Source organism: Halomonas gemina (assembly GCF_023554995.1).
GTDB lineage: Bacteria > Pseudomonadota > Gammaproteobacteria > Pseudomonadales > Halomonadaceae > Halomonas > Halomonas gemina.
Map to the genome: position 1 here is coordinate 65,217 of NZ_JAMJPK010000011.1, position 18,905 is coordinate 84,121.

Sequence of the window (18,905 nt, forward strand, 5' to 3'; positions counted from 1 at the left end):
TGCCCTACTCCAGACCGGCCAGCCGGCGCAGGCCCGCGGCGGCCTCCGCCGTTGCCAGCCACGCCACCAGGCCGATGTTCAGCGCCGCACAGCCCCACAGGACCGTGCCGAAGGGTTGCTTGCGGGTCTTGTGACGAAACCAGCGCCGCGCCAGCAGCGCCCCCGGCCAGCCGCCAGCGAGAGCGACGAGCTGCAGGGTCGATTCACGGATGCGCCGCTCGCCTCGCCGGGCCGCGGCCTTGTCGATGCGATAGAGGACCACCGCGGCAAGGCTCGCCAGCAGATAGGCACCGAACAGCAGCGTCATGGGCCTTTCACCTCGATGATCAGGTCGGGAGCAAAGAGCGGCGGGACGAACTCGTCGGGGTAGCCGCCGGGGTTGGCGATGACATGGGTGCCGCCGGACTCGAGCTCCACCGGCTCATGGACATGACCGTGGAGCCAGAGATCCATGCGCCCCATCAGCTGCGGCAGATGGGAGGCGAAGGCCGGCGAGAGCACATCGCCGCGGTAGCGCGGCGGGATGCAGTCGGCCAGGGGCGCATGGTGGCTGATCACCACCCTCGGACCGCTGAACGGCCGCGCCAGCTCCGCCTCCAGCCAGGCCAGGGCCTCGCCATGCAGGCGGCGGCTCTCCTGCGGGGTGAACACCTCCCCCTCCGGCTGTTCGATGATCCGGAAATCGGGCATCAGGGCGAGCGCCCTGGCCTCGGTGAGCAGCGGGTCGTGATCGGGCAGCCCGGCGTAGAGGGCGAAGTCGGTCCATAGCGTGGTGCCGTGAAAGCGCACGCCGCCCAGGGTCAGTGAGCGGTTATCCAGCAGGTGGATGCCGAGCCGTACGGCCTCGGCGGCCAGTTCCTGGCGCAGCACGGGCATGCCGCTGCCGTAGAACTCGTGGTTGCCGGGGACATAGAGGATCGGGGTGCCGGCAAAGCGCTCCGCTGCCCAGCCGAGCCCCTGGATACCGGCGTGGATGTCGCCGGCCAGGATCACCGCATCGGCGCTTGCCTCCGGCAGTACCGGTGGGCTGTCGAAGTGTTCCAGGTGCAGGTCGGAAAGTACCCTCAGGCGCATGGTCAGTTCCCCGTGCAGCGAGCCATTCGCGCCAGTGTGATGCACGGACCAAGCGAACACTACCGCCCGCTCGGCACCGCGAGGCCTCGCCGCGGGTCGCGAACCCCACCGGGACCAACCTCAGTCGTAGTGCACCGCCAGCCAGAGGGTCTCCTCATCCGGGGCCGTCCAGGCGACACGATGCTTGCAGTGGGCGGGAATCACCAGGTGGTCGCCCGGGCCGAGCGTCACCGGCTCGCCGTTCTCGAAGGCCACCACCCCCTTGCCCTTGAGCACCAGCACCCACTCGTGGCGCGGCTGGTCGTACCAGCCACTGTCGGGCGAGGTGTGGCCTCGCGACACGATGCGCTCCACCGTCACCGCGCGGCCGCTCACGACCTCCTCGAACAGCTCTTGATTGAGGCCCTCGGGTATCGCCTCGAACAGGTTCGCCATCGCCTTGCGCTCCTCGACATGGGCGATCATGCGCCGCGGCATGACCGAATGATTCCTGGCACCGCTGCGATGACCATAGCAGCCTCGGCCCCGGTAGCGGGCGAATCTCGTTCGGCCATGTGCGACGCATAAAAAAGGCCCCCCGAAGGGGACCAGTTGGAGCACGCCAGCTCACTCGGTGAATCGCCATCTGGTTCGGCGATCATGGCCATCCCTTTGCGAGGATCGCGCCAGAAATACTAGCTTCTCTTTCAATACAATAGGTTATAAAAAGCACCCAGTTCAGGGTCCGGGTCCGGGCCGAGCGATATCATGCGGCACTGCACCATACGGGCGCCTTCCGGCCGCGGGGTGCGCCATGGCGAGGCAGTGCCACACCGGCTCACTCCCGTGAACCGACTCGCTCACGCCGCTTGAAGAGGGCCTTTTCCAGCTCCACCAGGGCGAAGAGCACCACCCCGAAGGCCAGGATGCTAGCCCACTCCTTCGCGCCCAGGGGCGTCGTGCCGAACAGGAACTGCAGCGGTGGCGCATAGGTGAATAGCCCCTGAAGGACCACCAGCACGCCCACGGCGATCAGTACCGCACGGCTGCCCAGCAGGCCGGCGCGGTTGCAGGCTGGCTCGAGGATGTAGCGGCTGTTGAAGAGGTAGGCGACCTCCCCCATCACCAGGGCGTTGATGGCCACGGTGCGGGCGAGCTCGATCTCCACGCCCCGCTGCTCCATCCACAGGAAATGACCGAAGGTCCCCGCCAGCAGCAGCAGCGAGACGAAGAGCACGCGCCAGATCAGGAAACCGGACAGGATCGGCGTGCCGGGATCCCGTGGGCGACGGCGCATGACGCCAGGCTCGGCGGGTTCGAAGGCCAGGGCCAGGCTCAGGGTCACGGCGGTGACCATGTTCACCCACAGCACCTGGGCCGGCAGCAGCGGCAGTGTCACCCCCAGCAGCACGGCGGCCATGATGGTCAGCGCCTCACCGCCATTGGTGGGGAGGATGTAGAGAATGGCCTTGCGCAGGTTGTCGTAGACCGTACGCCCCTCCTCCACGGCATGGGCGATGGAGGCGAAATTGTCGTCGGCCAGCACCATGGCGGCCGCCTCCCGGGCGGCCTCGGAGCCCTTGATCCCCATGGCGACCCCCACGTCGGCACGCTTGAGGGCCGGGGCGTCGTTGACGCCGTCGCCGGTCATGGCGACGACCTGGCCGCCTGCCTGGAGGGCACGCACCAGGCGCAGCTTGTGCTCCGGCGTGGCGCGGGCGAAGACATCCACCTCGCGCACCAGGCGCTCCAGGTCCGCATCGGAGACCTGCTCCAGGGCGTGCCCAGGGATGACCCCGCCCGCGGTGGAAATGCCGATCTCGTCGGCGATGGCCCGGGCGGTGACTGCATGGTCGCCGGTGATCATCTTCACCACGATGCCGGCCTGCTGGCACTCCTTCACCGCGGCGATCGCCTCGTCACGGGGCGGATCGATGAGGCCGCACACCGCCACCAGGGTCAGGCCGCCCTGCTCGACGTCGGGGAAGGACAGGGTGCGGTGCTCCGCATCGACCGGCTTGAGGGCTACCGCCAGCAGCCGCTGTCCCCGGGCGGCGATTGCCTCCATGCGCTGCTCCCAGCGCACCCGGTCGAGCGGGCGGTCGCCCTCCCGGGTGCGCTCGCGGTCGCAGACGGCCAGCACCCGCTCCGGCGCCCCCTTGAGGAAGAGCATGCCCTGACCGCTCTCGTGGTGATGGTGGAGGGTGACCATGAACTTGTAGAGGGACTCGAAGGGGATCACGTCGGCACGCGGATAGCGCCTGGCGACCTCTCGGGCATCCAGCCCCGCCTTGAGCCCGGCGACCACCAGCGCCCCTTCCGTGGGGTCGCCCTCCAGCTGCCAGGCTCCGTCCCGCTCCTGAAGCTCGGCATCGTTGCACAGCAGGATGCCCCGTAGCGCCTCGGCCAGCACCGGGTGTTGCGCGACCTCCACCACCTCGCCCGCGCGACGAAAACCACCCAGAGGTTGGTAGCCGACCCCGCTGACCTCGAAATGCTCCTCGGCGGTGAGCAGGGTCTTCACGGTCATCTCGTTGCGGGTCAGGGTGCCGGTCTTGTCGGTGCAGATGGTGGTGACCGAGCCCAGGGTCTCCACCGCTGGCAGGCGGCGGATGATGGCGTTGCGTTGCGCCATGCGCTGCACGCCGATGGCCAGGGTGATGGTCATGATCGCCGGCAGGCCCTCGGGGATGGCCGCCACCGCCAGGCTGACGGCCGCCAGGAAGGTCTCCAGGAGGTCGTAGTGGCGTCCCCAGTAGCCGAAGACGAAGGTGATGGCGGCCAGTACCACGATGGCCCCCGAGAGCCAGCGCCCGAAGCTGGCGATATCGCGCAGCAGCGGCGTGGTCAGGGTCTCCACCTCTCCGAGCAGCGTCGAGATATGTCCGATCTCGGTGTGCGCGCCGGTCCCCACCACCACGCCCCGCCCCTGGCCGAAGGCCACCAGGGTGCCGGAGAAGGCCATGCAGCGCCGGTCGCCCAGGTCGGCGTTCGCGTCCACGGCCGCGGTCTGCTTGTCCACGGCCACCGATTCGCCGGTGAGCATCGCCTCGTCGATGCGCAGGTTGTGGCTCCGCAGCAGGCGCAGGTCGGCGGGTACCCGGTCCCCGGCCTGGAGGAACACCAGGTCACCGGGGACCAGCTCCTGGGCGGGAACCGTGCGCCGCTTCCCGTCGCGCATCACCACGGCCCGCGGTGAGAGCATGCCGCGGATCGCCGCCAGGGCCTGCTCCGCCTTGCCCTCCTGGAGGAAGCCGACGATGGCATTGATCAGCACCACCCCCAGGATCACCCCGGTGTCGACCCAGTGCTGCAGCAGGGCCGTGCCCAGCGCGGCGGCCAGCAGCACATAGATCAGCACATTGTGGAACTGACGCAGGAAGCGACGCAGCGGGCCGCTATGGGGCGGAACCGGCAGGCGGTTGTGGCCATGGCGCGCCAGCCGGTCCATTACCTGCTCGGCGGTCAGGCCCTGTTCCGAGGCCGCAAGCCCATAGAGGACGGCGGCAGGCTCCTGGCTGTGCCAGACGGGGGCATCGCGCTTCTCCGATGACCTCTCGCACCGCTCTCGCTGCATGGCTCCTCCCCCTGTCGCGCCCTTGCCTTCCCAGAGCCGGCACGCCATCGGTCCGGTTTCCTACGCTTCTCGCACATTCCTGCCTCGCCGGACAAGCCGAGTTGCTGCAAAACCCTTCCATCACGCATGCTGCCTCTCCAGTCCAGTTCGCCAGGAGACCCTCCATGACCCAGCCTCGCCTCGGCTTCATCGGCATCGGCCTGATGGGCAACCCCATGACACGCCGGCTGCTGGCCGCGGGATTCGACGTGACCGTGTGGAACCGCACCCCCGCCAAGGCCGCCCCCCTGGGCGAGGCCGGCGCCCGGGTGGCTGGCTCGATCGACGAACTGATGGAAGCAGTGGACGTGGTACTGCTCTGCCTGGCTAACACCGCCGTGGTGGAGGACGTGGTGTTCGGCGAGGGGGGCGTGGCCCAGCACGGACGTGCCGACCAGCGGCTGGTCGACCTCTCCAGCAGCGACCCCGCCGCGACGCGTGACTTCGCCGACTGGCTCGAGAGCGAATGCGGCATGCGCTGGGTGGATGCACCGGTCTCCGGTGGTGTTGCCGGCGCCGAGGCGGGCAGCCTGGCCATCATGTGCGGCGGCGACGTCGGGGATATCGAGGCGATCCGGCCAGTGCTGGCGCCCCTCTCCGCCCGGGTGACCCATATGGGTCCGGTGGGCAGCGGCCAGGTGACCAAGGTCTGCAACCAGATGGTGGTCGGCTGCCAGGCGGCGGTGCTGGCCGAAATGGTGGCCCTGGCCGAGTCGAGCGGCGTGGACGCCACCCGGCTCACCGAGGCACTGGCCGACGGCTTTGCCGATTCCAAGCCCTTCCGGATCCTCACCCCGCGCATGGCGGCGAGCGACTTCGCCGACCCGCCCTGGCACCTGCGCACCCTGCTCAAGGACCTGGACATGGCGGTGGCCCAGAGCCAGCGCAGCGGCAGCGCCACGCCCATGAGCGGCTTGGCCGCCCAGCTGATGCGCGCCCAGGCCAGGCACGGCCACGCCGAGCACGACCCGGCGATCCTGGTGGAGGCCTATCGTCCGGCAGGGGGGCGGTGATTTGTCGCCACCGTCGCCCTTCCGTACACTTGTTTGATTCATTCCAACTCCCGACGACCTGCCGAGGCACGACCCATGGCGTTTGATTCCACCTCCACCTATGTGGCCACCGAGGCCCTCAAGCAGGCGGTGAACGCCGCCGTGACCCTGGAGCGCCCGCTGCTGATCAAGGGCGAGCCGGGCACCGGCAAGACCCTGCTCGCCGAGGAGCTGGCGGCCTCCCTGGGCACCCGACTGCACACCTGGCACATCAAGTCCTCCACCAAGGCGGCCCAGGGGCTCTACGAGTACGACGCGGTCAGCCGCCTGCGCGACTCCCAACTGGGCGTGGAGGGCGTCGAGAACGTCGCCAACTACATCAAGCCCGGCAAGCTCTGGGAGGCCTTCACCGCGGATGAGCGGGTGGTGCTGCTGATCGACGAGATCGACAAGGCGGACATCGAGTTCCCCAACGACCTGCTCCAGGAGCTGGATCGCATGGAGTTCCATGTCTACGAGACCGGCGAGACCATCACCGCCCGTCACCGCCCGATCATCGTCATCACCTCCAACAACGAGAAGGAGCTGCCCGACGCCTTCCTGCGCCGCTGCTTCTTCCACTACATCGAGTTAATATACCGAGCGGTCTTGCAGAGTGTTGATTCGACAGGGGTCTTTCCCAGGGACTGCCCACTGAGTATAGCAAATATGTACCACCACATGCACCATCTAAAGGGTACGCTCGGCATCTCTGACGAGATACTCGGCATCCCTCCTGCCCAGTGAACACTAACGTAATGCCCAAACAGTCTATACAATCTCTTGCCAAATACCCTCACAATTGATCTAGACAAACAGAAGCTAAACAGCTTTAGTAATGCCACAATGATCTAAACAATCTCTTGCCAAAGTCCATTTCATTTAATCTAGATTGCCCCCTCCTTCGCCTTCCTGTCCTGTCCCGAAAGATTACATATATAACTAAATAATCACTATAGACCACTCTCTTATAACTATCCTCTATACCCACTCTTCTCTAATGTGCCTGCCCATTGGTACGTATAACAAAGATTATGTTAAATGCATGATCCCTGTACGCCCTCCCCTACCGTATGCCCACGATATGCCCAAGTATCTAGCCACGCCTGCATACTCTCCACTCGCCAGCATCGTCTACACAGGTACTCGACACGACCACTATTGAGCACACCTGTCAGGATTGTAGAGTCCACTGGCAAGGGGGGGTTGCGTACTGTTAAGCCCGTATATACCCCTAAAACTAACGAAAAAACCCCCTGAACCAACTTACGGTAAAGGGGGTAATCAACCTACGGTGAGGGGGTCTATCAACATCTTTTTAAGCCCCAGATGGTCGGAGACTATCGCCTCCTTTCAAAGAGCTTCAAAGGGGTACCCTACCCTACCCCCTACCCAGCACCCTTCAAAGCGTTTCTGGGTATCTGTAGCCAGCTACTAGCCTAGAAAACGTACCTAGAAGACAGGTCTTACTTCTCTACCATCTGTTGGCTTGCTGAACTTGACCGAAGCACAGAATTGAAGTGTCTTTCAAATTGACTGCTAATCTCCCCTGCAAGGTCTTGAGCATCCATATTCGAGCCTTCGACGTTTACCGTAATCGGGGCATCAATGTTGTAGGTGGATTCCTGCCTGTTATTGGTGTTGGGTTGCAGTGTAGAGGAGTCGTAAGGCTGGAAACCACCCCCTAGCAAGTCTTTCAAGAAACTAAGATCAAGCTTAGGAGACGCAACACTTACATCAATTTCAGGAAGAGACAGCCCCTTCAGGGACTTAAAGTACTCATCAATATTGGAGTCGTTCAGTTGATGGAAGACTTCAGGCTTAGGGATATTCAGTTCAGGGGGGTTGATAGGTGCAGGGTTGTACGGCAGCACTTCAACACTGTGTACAGGTAAGGGGTCATTTGTACCACTCTCAAACCACCCTTTCACCCTATCAAAGAAGGGTTCAGAGTCTACAGTTACATCAATACCCCGTTCTTCTGCCCTTCGAGTAATCCAATCCTTGGGGGCTTCATCCTTGGCTTTATCGTACTCGTTATATACGTCAATACCAATCTTAGCAGCTTCCCAAGCAGACCAAACCTGAGCAAGCCCCGGTACTCTCTTTGTGGTAGCTTTAGCCGTCTCTTTAGCGGCAGCACCAGGGAGGGTCTTAGGAATCTTAGAGGTAGCTGTACCAATCTTGGTGACTGTCCCAAGGATACCGCCAAACATCCGCCCTACCATCTTCAGGGGGCCTTTCAAGGCATAGAGTAACCCAGCAATCAAGCCAAGCTGTACCGCCCATTCTGCCATTGACCTATCACGATCAAAGTCAATCAAGAGATCACTAAGAGCCTGTACACCAACAAACAACAGGAAGAGAGTTCTTAGGGGTTTCACTGTTGCCGTAATAGCAGCACCAAGACCCTTGAAGGCTAGTTCATTCTCCCCTACAAACTCAGTTACCTTGGGGAGATGCATGTTCAATGCACCGAACAACTCAATAGGCGTTTCTAGCATATTGCCGAGATGAACAGAGGCAGCACCAAGAGCCATCCATAACGGTTCAGCCCTTACAATGGCTTCAGAAGACTGGTTAACTACATTCCTGATTGCCTTATCAAAGCCACTGTCGTTTAGTGTCTTGTTGGCAAGCCAAGCGTTAGTTCGGAAGCGTCCAAAGGCAGCACCAGTGTTGTTCATTGCCTCTTCCAAGGCACCACCAGCGTTAGCCATCCTCATTAGTTCTTCAGAGAGTTCAGGGTATACGTCTTCCGCCTGAATCTGGCCTAGCTCCATCGCTTTGTTAAGAGCCGCTACATCGGCGTTACCATCTTCCTTGATATACCCTGTAGAGCGTGCAAGGGCTTGAATAAAACCAGGGAGGGCTTCACCGATTTGCCCACGTACTTCTTCACTATAAAGCTGTCCCTTCGAGATGGTTTGGGTAAGGCCCCGGTACACCCCCTCCATTTGGGTAGCACTAAGGTTCAATACACGACTGTAAGAGCTTACAGCGGTGAAGATGCCCCTTACCCCCTCCCCTTCGAGTGTGGTCCCTTTAGCGGCTGCTGACAGTTGCATAAAGGACTGACTTGAATCACCGATGAAGGTGCCAAGGTCTTTGGACAGCTTAACGAGATATTCAAAGTCTTTGATTGCCTGTTGTCGTGAACCAGTAGCAGCAACTAGCCCCGACTGAATACCTTGGTAGGTCTGGTACGCCTGAGAGGAACGGATAGCAGCATAACCACCAGCAGCAGCACTAGCGACAGTTGGAAGGACTGAACGGCTCCTTTCCCTTATAGACTGGCGTTGTTTGGTTGGTGTCCTGTTGTACCTCTTCTGAGCATACGTAGCACTATCGGTAGAACGTTTGAGTTCTCGATAACGGTTGTTGATATCCGTTAGAAGTCTCTTACGTTTCTCAAGGGAAATATCCCCGGCTCGATAAGCTTGATTGATCTTACTAAAGTCTTGGCGTACTTGAGAGAGAGCCCCACCAAGTTTGTTGTACCTCTTTTGAAGGGCTGTGATACCTGCTACTTGCTTCTTTACTGGTGCTGTAGAACGGCGAACACCATCACCGAAACGGTTAACCTTCTTTGCTGTGTCGGTAAGGGATCGTTCAAACTTATCAAGGTTTCGGGTATCAATTGTGAAACCAAGATTAGCGAAGAGGCTGGCGATTTGTGACATTTGTTTTCCTTAGAGTAGAGTGCTGCCGCCTAGACTTCTAAGACGGGCATTATCTTTGTTGGGGAGTTTGATCGAAGGGATAAGGTTGCCTTTAACCAAGTTGTTATAGCAATCCGAAAGACTATCGATTTCATCATCGAAAAATTTGTTGCGCTTTCCGGTAAAGTTCTCGATGTTGGTATATGTTTCTTGGTCGAATACATCTTTCAGGATATGTACCTTCCCTTCCTGTAGCGCAAGTAAGAAAGGTTCAGCCCTACTAAGCTTGCTTCCTCGTGTCTTACTGAGTACTACCTTTGAACCTTCCGACATTAACCTAGCTTTCCGAAGGTCAGAGGAGTGCTTACCAGCAGCACCAGGGTCAACAGGGATAGACACGTAAACGCCTGTACCATCGTCTTTAGCTGCTTTGATAAGGGCTTGTTCCACTACGGCTGAACGGTCTTTGAGCTTCACCATATCAAGGATATAGAAATCACCAGTAGACTTGTCATATGAACACTTGATACCAACAGAGGCGTCTGGATTCGGTGAGGCTTCAGAAGGTTTACTAGCGGCAAAGTCCCACGCTCTCATTGTGGGGAGTCCCAAAGGAATATCACTTAAAGCAATCTCTCTAAAGTATTCCCTTTTGGCGTATCCTTCAGCGGTACTTGAAGCTAACCAGTTACCATCATAAAGCTTTTCTTTCTCTACTCGTTCCATATTAAGAAGGTTGAAACGGTATTGGGGGTCGTGCTTCAAGATGTATGGGTTATCATCAACGTTACCTGAGATGAAAACAAACGGAAGAGCAAAGGTACTTGTCTCTTTACCGTACAGGTCTTCGATTTCCTTTCTTGTTTGGAAGAATTCAATAGCTCCATTCTTTTGAAGAAAGTATGTTGTCTTCCCGTCCATCTCCTTCTTAGGGAAACCATCCTCTGTAAGATAACCGCCCTTCTCAAGCCAAGACCTCATGTAGCTATCTTTTTCGGGGTTACAGGTAATCGTAAGCTGAGGTTTGTACTTGGACTTGCCCCTTAAACGGGAGATAAGGTAAACAACATCAGATTCCTGAATGCCCAGTTCCGCCCCTTCTTCGATATGCATTGAACACTGCATAGACTGGAAGTCAGATTTGTTGTTGTCGATATAGTGAAGCTTTACAAAGGCACCATTAGGGAAGCGGGCAACATTACTAATACCGTTGAAAGAAACTCCATAAGGTTCCCACTCTTGCCGGATGGTTTCCCAGAATGAACCACCTTGAGTAAGAGCATTCTTGTTGTGACGAAGGACGGTACAAACGTAATGGGGATCATTCATTGCCCTAAGGAAGATACGATGAATAGAAGTCTGGGTCTTACCACTTGCAGCAGCACCGCCCATTACTACAATTGTCGCGTCTTCCTCTTGGGTGTACATCTCTTGCTTCTTCGATAGTGGCGCATGGATGGGGATTTCTGATAACTCTTCTTGTGAGAGGTGAAATTTATATTCACGACTCTTCACGAATCGTTTGGCCATATTGTTCTCCTTTACTAGTCTTTTCAGAGGTAATTAGCCGTGCTAGTTAGTTACTAGGGGGCTAGGTACAGGTAAGTTTCAAGAGGCTAATTACCTCTGAAAAGCAGGCATAAAAAAGGGGACTACAGGTTTCCCCATAGCCCCCTGAAGGTTGTTACTACTCTTTACGCGAAGTCTACCTTGATGGTAGCGCCGACACTTTCAAGAATCGGAAGAGCGTTGGTTTCGGAGGTAACTTCTACATATCGGTCCCTTGGGTCTCTAATGGTCTTGGCAAAGGAACGAGCGCCGCCCCGTGACAGCCCTGTCATGCTGTTCTCAGGTCCGTAGAACGTTTTACCGACTTGGGTACGGGGTACAAAGAGGCCAGCACCAGGGGCAAGGATAGAGTCCTTAGAGCCGCTTGCCAGAGTGAAGGTATCGTTATAGTTGATAATCGTGGTGCCCCCAAAGTTAATAGCTTGGTAGCCTGCACCAACATCACCCATTTCATTTACCAACGGGTTGGGGCCAGCCATCCCCAGTTCAAAGGCTCGTACAAGATCACCGTTAGCCACCAGCCACTCGAAGAGGTCTTCAGAAGCGAACAAGACATAACCCGAACTTCGACCACTGATAAGACCCGCTTTACCTTCGTTCTGGAGCTCTCGGAATTGCTTCAGGGTATCGCCGGGTTGACTATAGGACAGGGTTTTCTGCCCCTGCTGTACGCCAAACTCTTCAGCAAGATCATAGGTGCCGTAGTTGTCAGTAACCAACTTGGCATCAAACAGCATTTTGTTTTGGATATGTTCTAGATGTAGATCAATATTTTCTGCGTGATCCTCTAGGTGTTCTGCGATTACACTGGCAAGTTGTGCTTGACCTTCAGAGTCAAAGGCACGGATACCCGCGATGTTGTCACGACTGATAAGGCTGGATTGTGGCCAGTGCGGGATTTTAAGTACGTGCTGGGCATACTCTCGATCAGCCACGGTATTCTTATCAGCGGTAGAACGGAGCTTGTCGCTCAGGGTCTTGATAGAGCCATCACGGATATCAAAAGTAATGTTGTCTTGAGCACTCATACGGGGCTTGAAGAAGCCCATGGAGCTAATCAGGCCGGGCTTTGCGGGTACGCGGCTAATAGCTTCAGTACGGTCTGCAATGAGATCGTTATTGATTACTGACATGTGTTATGGTTCCTTTACTTGTTGTTAATTACGACAATGCCTTTAGCTTCAAGCATTGCATCAATGTCGGCTTGAACAGCATCGTTATAGTTGAGTTTCTGACGGTCAACAGTACTCGGCGTACCACGGGTCATTACTCGGACCGGGCTACCAGTACCATCGGTATCTTCAGCGAGAATACCAATAACACCAGTAGAGGTACCGGATACTTTCACACCAGCACTTTCTAGAATGTCACCAGCTTCACCAGCAACGTTAACGGCTACTGCGTCAAGGTTAACGTCTAGATCGGTAGTATGAACGAGGAAGGTGGAACCCTGACGGGCTTTCACAGTTGCTACTTTCATTTGTTTTTCCTTTAAAGGTTATTTGTAACGTTGGGCAAGGATTGCTGCCACGGGGTCAATTTCAGGCTCTTCAGTTTTAGGAGCCTGCTTGGCGTCTGGATTAGACTGAGGTTGGAAGGCTTGCTTGTTTTCAGTTAGGGCTTTAATCTCCCCTTCTTTAGCGGCCAGTACTTCCAATACCTTTCCAAGACTGTCTTTATCTGGGATGCTCATAAAGGCGGAAGCGAACTCTTCAACCAATGAGTCATCATAGAGATAAGCTTTCAGCTTCTCTTTAATCTCTTCTGAACTGGTGTGAGGTTCTGCCTCTTCCTGTGCTGGGGCTTCTTCCGTTTGCTGTTCTTCGTACTGTTGAAACTCCCTCATACGTTCCATCAAGGACTTTTGTTCTTCTGCCATTTATCTTTCTCCGAAAATGCTATCAATGTCTTTCCAATCTGACCGCCCACCAGTACCGAATACCATTGGAACGAGTCGCTTTGTCTTCTTTCGTTTCTTCAAGGACTCTAGGCGTCGTTCAAGAGCCTTGATGTTTTGGGACCAGACTTCAAAGCCCCCTGACTTTTCACGCTGGGGATTAAGGGCAATCTGGTTAAGGATCGTTTCAAGGGCTTCAATAGAAGCTTCTTGTACGCTGTTCCCTGCTTGTTCTAGGAGCCATTCAAGAACAGTGTCCTGAAGATAGTCACCGTCTAGGTCACCGATGTTCAGCCGTACTTGTTCAATAGGTGTCATACGTCTACCCCAATCCGTTCGCTGTACTTGGCTTTAGGAGCCTTACCAATCTCTCTAAGGTGACTCTCTAGCCCCTGGTCGGGTGTGACTAGCTGGGCATTGGCGAGATTTGCCCAACCCTTCGTCAAGGCTTCCCAATCAAGTTGCTCAATGTCTTCAAAGATCAATTCAGGGATACGGCTTGTCTCAAGTCCATTGGTTTCAAAGGCAAGTCGAATAGCCTTCTTGAACTCTGAAGAGATAGTCTTATGAAGGTGCTTCACAAACATCGTAAGAAGCTGAGTCTTACTATCACTGAGAGCGAAGGAACCGCCACCTTCAGAACCAAGACTTAGAAGCATCGTTTGAAGGGATAGTTGAATCTCGTTATTAAGCCTTGCGATAGTGCTGCCGACTTCAAAGGAACTGTTCCCCTTCTCCCCACCAACGGTAGTGACTTCAAACTGACGTTGACCACCATCATAGGTGTCTGAAGGCGTAAGCAGATATGAAGACTTACCAGCGTGGAGAAGTTCAGCTTGCCTTAGAAGATTGTCCGTATAGATAGCTTCGTCACTTGCTGGGTCTGTCAGGTACTTGGTGATATGGTCGGAAGGAATCGAGATATTGAGTACGCCAGAGAGGTTCTTAGCTACACCAATCGTTTCGTACTCGCTGATAATCTCTTTCATCTTCCAAGACTTGTAACAGCCGTGAAGAAGGCTTCTACCTAGCGGGTGATCCTGTGAAGGGTCCAGACGAACTAGAAGGAGCTTTGAACCTTCAATCTCAGTTTGCTTGGCTTCTACGTTATCAATCAAGCCATCGTTATCAGCGGGGTCTAAAACTACTCGCTCTAGATTGCCCCGGTTAAATTCATAGCGGTTCACGGTTGAAACGTGGATAGGGGAGATATTTTTGAAGACGTACTTACCATTAACACGCTCTAGCACAATTTCATTGAGGCTTGAGCCATATTCAAGACTGGTAAGGAAGTTCCCCACAAGCTGTTTCATCCCGTATGGCTGCATTCCTTCAAGAGAGGTATTCAAAGCCGTAATTAATGCTTTCTCGGCTTGGGTACTCTGTTCGTGATAGCCAATCTTGAAAGACCGTGACATAACAGACTTAAGAAAAGACATAGACCCAGAGATAACACCATCCAACATCATTTCACGGTAAGTACTGAAAGCATTGTTGATGTTCAGGTCATTTCTAGCTAGATGCCCAATTGTGTTTTCTAGGTGGAGTGGGCTCGATTGATGTGTTGTAATGTTAGTCATATGATCCTTCTAGTCGTTTAAGGCTACTCACAAGCTTCTTTTTCCAAGCGGGGAAGGATTCTCGCCAACCCCCGTTGTAATTTATGTATTGTTGTGAAGCCAAGTAAAGGTACTCAAGATCGTCGGGGAAATTCTCTGCCAGGTAGGCCAGGTACTCATGGAGTTCCTTACTGGCGGGAGTCCACAACATGCGATCTTTGAAGATGTGAGCGGGGATGTCTTTTAATGTTTCATACATCGTTAAAGTCTCTCTCTAGGATTCGGTCTATGGTCTTGTAAGACACAACAAGCCAGAGCATGAACACAGGGGCTACCACCAACGAGAGAGCTACAGTTGATAGGATTGATAGTGCAGTCATAATTATCTCTTTTTCGGTATCTGAGGTGTCCATTTCTGGACTGTAAAAACGGGCTGTAACCCGCATTCCACCAGTGAGTTAGGGGGGTCAAAAGGGGTAGTTTAACCCCCCCCTCAATAGCTAGGTACAGGGTACCCCCTTAAACTAGGGGTTTATGACCTTGTAACTCACTGTTTGGGGCCAGTCCGCTTAGGTATACCCAACAAGGAAGCGTACTTGATTAGCTCTTCAAGAGTCATTGTGTACCCTAGTTCAAGGGTCATAGCGATATCAGGATTCTTCTTGATGGCTAGGGTAATCCTTTTGATGTCACCCCAGTTGATACCGTCTTCGTACTTACCAAGCTTCGATTCCCCGTGATCGTAAATCCAAACATTGAAGGTACCATCTGGTTGAAAGTGAGCCTTACAATACCGCCCATGTATGTGTGGGTCATGATCCCCGTATTCGTCTTCTTCACGGTAAGCCCTGTGAGCGAAGGCATAACCTGTGTCTTCCTTCATATCTGCTATGGTGATTTGTTCAAACAGCCTCATTAGAAAGGAGCCTCCTCAGAGAGGTACTTATCAAACAACTCTTCAAAGAGTTCATCCCCCACACCTAACAGGTAGTCGGCTAGTTCAATCACACACTCAGGGTCTTGATACCAAGCGGTAGCCGCCTCCATAAGTGCAGCACTGGTATAGGTAAGGAAGTTCTTTTCAGCCTCTCCAAAGGTCGGGAATGGACCCATGTAGCGGGGTGCTCCTTCAGTGTCGTGATGAACAGAGAGGAACTTAGTCTGGTGAGGTACAACACCACGGTAGCCGCTATCAATCATAATGGCGGTTTGAACGTGAGTTTGGATGTAGTCTGGAATGTTGGTCATTTGGTCATCTCCTAAGTTTGAAAACACGCAGTAGGGAGAAAGCCAGGCGGAGATAACTCTAGGGTGACTAATCCCAGATGCTTAGAACCTGACTCTCTCTCTACTACGTGCTTAATTGAAGGCTCTCTGAAGAAGGCCGGGAAAAGGAAACGCTAGGAGGAACATGGCGGTAAACTCCTAACTGATAGCTGGGTAACTAAGCCAACTATTTATCACCCGACCCTCTACAGAGAGCCTTCAACGGATTAAAGTGTGTACTTGAAGGCGTTACCAGAGGGGTACTGTTCGTACCACGCTTTGATAAACTTGGTATCTGAGAATGGCTGAAAGCCTTCCCGGTAGGTATTCATCTTGTACCATTCAATGAGGGCTTCTTTTTGTTGTTCTTCTGTCCCCACAAAGTAGAACAGCGGATGAACGTAGATTAGGTACTCGAAACGGGAATCCTTCTCCACGTGAAAGATATCTTTGTTCTGAAGCACTTGATGGATATACTGACGGGAAACACCCATACGTCTAGCTAGGTCAGAGATTGAGATACAGATGATGTTCTCTTCAACAACACTGTGACAGACTTTACGGACTAGGTTAGTCTTGTCGTATGCCTGTTTGTTAGAAGCTAGAGAGCCGTGATAGCTTACTGTGTTAGCTGTGATCCTGATTGCTTCAAGATTGTCAATGTAGGTTCGGGATAGTTCGTTCATTTTGTTCCTTTGTTCTAGTCATGCTGCTTTCAGGTACCCCCGCAAAGTCTTGGGGCACTTAATACCGAATTCAGCCATTAAGTCTTTTTGAGTCCACTTCTTACCGTTAGGCTTCCGTGACTCCTGCATTTCTGACCAGCGTTTACACACAGCCTTAATCAACTCGTCCTTTGCCATTGCTTCTTTCGAAGGGGCTTTCTTGTATGGCTTCAGCATTTGAGACTTGTCGATCACAGCACCTTCAAGCATCTCTTCCAGTGCAGTCGCATCGTTTAGAGTAGGGACAGCCACCTTCACCTGTTGGGTCTGGTTATCTACTTCCCTTTGATTAGTCCTGAGAATTGCTTGTGCCAGTGGATCAAGGAACCGTTCATGTCGAATGCACCCTAGACAATGGTCAATATGGTCTTCCTCAAAACCCATAAGCTCGAACATCTCAAGAATCATTTGCTTCTCGATAGGCTCAGGATTGCCGTGGATGATGTTGATGCTTTGTGTTACTTCGTTATGGTCGTTGGTACCACGTGAGTCGAAGTCGATAAGTTCAAGGTTCTTCTTCCCTTTGAACGCTGGCATCATCCACTTATGAGTTTGAACGATAGTCTTCTTACCACCATCCATGACACTTACAGCATTGTCTGCCACATCCTGCCCGAAGCACTCTCGGGTGAACTTGTTGTTCTCTGACACAGTACCGTCTGGCAGTGTGGTCATAATCGTCTTGCTGAGGTTCGGAGTATCCACCATGGGCACCAGCACAGGAGGAATCTTGTAACCTTTGAAGCTTGGTTGAAGCTCCTCGTTCATTACAGGCTCGAATCCATGAAGTACAAGATGCCAGTAGAAAAGCCAGCAATGGACAGCAGCACCCATCACTGTGAACTCTTCAGCACTCTCGACAATCGGTCGCCAGTCGTGGTAATCAACGGACTTGATGATGAAGCCCTTGGGTCGCCTCTCTACCGATACCCGTGCAGTGCTTGAAGACATGCCCCGGAACATCACTTCGCAAGATGTCTCTTCAGTACCTTGATACTTGAAGAACTGTTCTCGCATCTCATCTTGAGTGATGAAGCCTTGGTACCCACACACATCTGTGTCTTCATCTACTTTAACGAATTCATCGAACAGTGCGTGGAACGCTGAGAAAGGTACAATCTTGGTACGCTGATACTTGTTCAGGCTGGGAACCTCGTCCACTACCACCTTCCAGCCCTTCAGGAGACTCGGAGACACGTTCAGCAGGCTTGCTTGAGTGGTAACGATGTGTCCCTCACCACCTGCCAGAGCATCACTTAGACGGTCTGCTGTGCGGCTCTCTTCAGACTGGTTTGAGTGGATCACCGTAGGGTTGATTCCTTCCGTCCGCATACGCTTTGCAACAGACTCGGCAAGGTTGATCTTCGGAACAGCCAGGAGCACACGTTCTTCGTGCTTCGCCCAGTTGATAAACTCACGAGTCTTGCCAGAGCCCATCAATGCTGAGACTACTTTGAATTGCTTCATGTGTTGTTTCCTCTTTGTGTGTTGGTCATTTCTATCGATGCACATACGCACCAAGAAGACACCTGAAGCCAAGCCGATAGAGGCCGACCAAAGCCCGAGGAAACTCGGAATCAAGTGTCTTGTTGCTGAGTACAGGGGAATCGGTCGCTGTCACAAGGACAGACTCACCAAAAAATAGGGAATTTTCCCTTAGAAAGAGAAGTGGAACTTGTCCCCCTCTTTTTCAGGAAGGTGTTAGAAGTCACTGAAACACAACACAAAAGCGAAGCGTGAAACCTCAGCACCTTTCAAGATTCTTAGCACAAGGGAATCCCACAGCCTTTGGGATTTTCCCAAGCCGTGTGGAGTGTCGGAGCCTTTCGGCACCTGTGTCTGCTAGTGGTGGGTGCTACTTTTCCTTAACTTCTGCTACATTAGACCACGTTTATAGGGTCTGTGTCAACTCTTTTCAGAGCTTATAAGTGCCTTCTCAAGTGGTTTCTTTCTTTGGTGTTCATTGGTGAAGTTCTCTCTATAAACCCTATGTTATAGGGTCAGTAGTACTTGTGTCAATGGGTAATGAGAACTTTTACCATTCACCTCTACGTGAGAGAAACACAAGAAACCAACATGAAAAACACTCATATGCTTTGTGAATGGTCTTGCCTGTCGGCAGTGAACTTCACAGTGGTAGGAGTTCCCCACCAAGGATACCTTCGGCTCTCGCCTCGTTGGTTTGATTCTACTTGATGGAAGGGTCACTTCAACCAACAAGGAAGCAACAGCGACCACCCTTCAACACCTTCCAAGACCTCTAACCTCTTCCCCAGTGATCTTGGGCGGTAGCCCCCTCTGTGTGGGGGAGAGCTTTAGAGTACCCGTAAGGGCCTTGAAGGTTCCACCCCTGGTGTGGGTACCTGTTTGGTGTGGGAAGCTCTTCTAAGCCCCCTACAAGCGTAAGCGTTCGGGCATCACCGCCGGCGCATGGTCAGGCGGTTTTTTGCCAGTTCTGCGGAAGGAGCTCGTGGAGCTGGCTGGCTTTCTGGGTCGGCAACCGTTCCAGCACGTCCTTCAGGTAGGC

The 18,905-nt window shown here is 54.3% G+C and carries 18 protein-coding genes; 2 read left to right on the top strand and 16 right to left on the bottom strand.

Annotation, left to right across the window (positions count from 1 at the left end):
* Positions 1 to 4 precede the first annotated feature (4 nt).
* The 4 genes from M8009_RS18265 to M8009_RS18280 all read right to left on the bottom strand — a co-directional run bounded on the left by M8009_RS18265 (position 5) and on the right by M8009_RS18280 (position 4,630).
* Positions 5 to 307 carry a DUF1294 domain-containing protein gene (locus tag M8009_RS18265; RefSeq protein WP_250063816.1) on the bottom strand — a complete coding sequence of 101 codons (303 nt, stop codon included), beginning with the start codon at positions 305 to 307 and terminating at the stop codon, positions 5 to 7.
* Positions 304 to 1,074 (bottom strand): metallophosphoesterase, encoded by a 771-nt coding sequence (locus tag M8009_RS18270; RefSeq protein WP_250063818.1) that lies wholly within the window; start codon positions 1,072 to 1,074, stop codon positions 304 to 306. The genes M8009_RS18265 and M8009_RS18270 overlap by 4 nt, the downstream gene beginning before the upstream one ends.
* A 120-nt stretch (positions 1,075 to 1,194) precedes the next feature.
* Positions 1,195 to 1,551 carry a cupin domain-containing protein gene (locus M8009_RS18275; RefSeq protein ID WP_250063820.1) on the bottom strand — a complete coding sequence of 119 codons (357 nt, stop codon included), beginning with the start codon at positions 1,549 to 1,551 and terminating at the stop codon, positions 1,195 to 1,197.
* Positions 1,552 to 1,891: 340 nt separating this feature from the next.
* Positions 1,892 to 4,630: a cation-transporting P-type ATPase gene (locus M8009_RS18280; RefSeq protein WP_250063822.1), complete on the bottom strand. Its 2,739-nt coding sequence runs from the start codon at positions 4,628 to 4,630 to the stop codon at positions 1,892 to 1,894.
* Between the two features lie 164 nt (positions 4,631 to 4,794).
* Here M8009_RS18280 and M8009_RS18285 point away from each other — a divergent pair, with 164 nt between their 5' ends.
* Together M8009_RS18285 and M8009_RS18290 are read left to right on the top strand one after the other, a co-directional pair.
* Positions 4,795 to 5,682 (top strand): NAD(P)-dependent oxidoreductase, encoded by an 888-nt coding sequence (locus M8009_RS18285; protein ID WP_250063824.1) that lies wholly within the window; start codon positions 4,795 to 4,797, stop codon positions 5,680 to 5,682.
* A gap of 75 nt (positions 5,683 to 5,757) precedes the next feature.
* Positions 5,758 to 6,447, top strand: coding sequence for an AAA family ATPase (locus tag M8009_RS18290; protein ID WP_430886931.1), 690 nt, complete (start codon positions 5,758 to 5,760; stop codon positions 6,445 to 6,447).
* 719 nt (positions 6,448 to 7,166) lie between these two features.
* Here M8009_RS18290 and M8009_RS18295 read toward each other — a convergent pair.
* From M8009_RS18295 to M8009_RS18350, 12 genes are all read right to left on the bottom strand, one after another.
* Positions 7,167 to 9,383 (bottom strand): tape measure protein, encoded by a 2,217-nt coding sequence (locus M8009_RS18295; protein WP_250063826.1) that lies wholly within the window; start codon positions 9,381 to 9,383, stop codon positions 7,167 to 7,169.
* 9 nt (positions 9,384 to 9,392) lie between these two features.
* On the bottom strand, positions 9,393 to 10,892 hold the full coding sequence (terL, locus tag M8009_RS18300; RefSeq protein WP_250063828.1) for a phage terminase large subunit: 1,500 nt from the start codon (positions 10,890 to 10,892) through the stop codon (positions 9,393 to 9,395).
* 164 nt (positions 10,893 to 11,056) lie between these two features.
* The gene (locus tag M8009_RS18305) at positions 11,057 to 12,064 is read right to left on the bottom strand and encodes a major capsid protein (RefSeq protein ID WP_250063830.1); all 1,008 of its coding nucleotides are present in this window, start codon (positions 12,062 to 12,064) and stop codon (positions 11,057 to 11,059) included.
* A 14-nt stretch (positions 12,065 to 12,078) separates the two neighbouring features.
* Positions 12,079 to 12,411 (bottom strand): hypothetical protein, encoded by a 333-nt coding sequence (locus tag M8009_RS18310; protein WP_250063832.1) that lies wholly within the window; start codon positions 12,409 to 12,411, stop codon positions 12,079 to 12,081.
* An 18-nt stretch (positions 12,412 to 12,429) separates the two neighbouring features.
* Complete coding sequence (locus tag M8009_RS18315) at positions 12,430 to 12,810, bottom strand: hypothetical protein (protein WP_250063834.1); 381 nt, start codon at positions 12,808 to 12,810, stop codon at positions 12,430 to 12,432.
* Complete coding sequence (locus tag M8009_RS18320) at positions 12,811 to 13,146, bottom strand: hypothetical protein (RefSeq protein WP_250063836.1); 336 nt, start codon at positions 13,144 to 13,146, stop codon at positions 12,811 to 12,813.
* Positions 13,143 to 14,408: a phage portal protein family protein gene (locus tag M8009_RS18325; protein WP_250063838.1), complete on the bottom strand. Its 1,266-nt coding sequence runs from the start codon at positions 14,406 to 14,408 to the stop codon at positions 13,143 to 13,145. Before M8009_RS18325 ends, M8009_RS18320 begins: the two co-directional genes overlap by 4 nt.
* A gap of 526 nt (positions 14,409 to 14,934) precedes the next feature.
* Positions 14,935 to 15,303 carry a hypothetical protein gene (locus M8009_RS18330; protein WP_250063840.1) on the bottom strand — a complete coding sequence of 123 codons (369 nt, stop codon included), beginning with the start codon at positions 15,301 to 15,303 and terminating at the stop codon, positions 14,935 to 14,937.
* Positions 15,303 to 15,635 (bottom strand): hypothetical protein, encoded by a 333-nt coding sequence (locus M8009_RS18335; protein ID WP_250063843.1) that lies wholly within the window; start codon positions 15,633 to 15,635, stop codon positions 15,303 to 15,305. Before M8009_RS18335 ends, M8009_RS18330 begins: the two co-directional genes overlap by 1 nt.
* 245 nt (positions 15,636 to 15,880) lie before the next feature.
* Positions 15,881 to 16,339 carry a helix-turn-helix domain-containing protein gene (locus M8009_RS18340; RefSeq protein ID WP_250063845.1) on the bottom strand — a complete coding sequence of 153 codons (459 nt, stop codon included), beginning with the start codon at positions 16,337 to 16,339 and terminating at the stop codon, positions 15,881 to 15,883.
* Between the two features lie 18 nt (positions 16,340 to 16,357).
* Positions 16,358 to 17,845, bottom strand: coding sequence for a DEAD/DEAH box helicase family protein (locus tag M8009_RS18345; RefSeq protein ID WP_250063847.1), 1,488 nt, complete (start codon positions 17,843 to 17,845; stop codon positions 16,358 to 16,360).
* 967 nt (positions 17,846 to 18,812) lie between these two features.
* The coding region (locus M8009_RS18350) for a transposase domain-containing protein (protein WP_250059491.1) at positions 18,813 to 18,905 on the bottom strand (93 nt) is incomplete at its 5' end.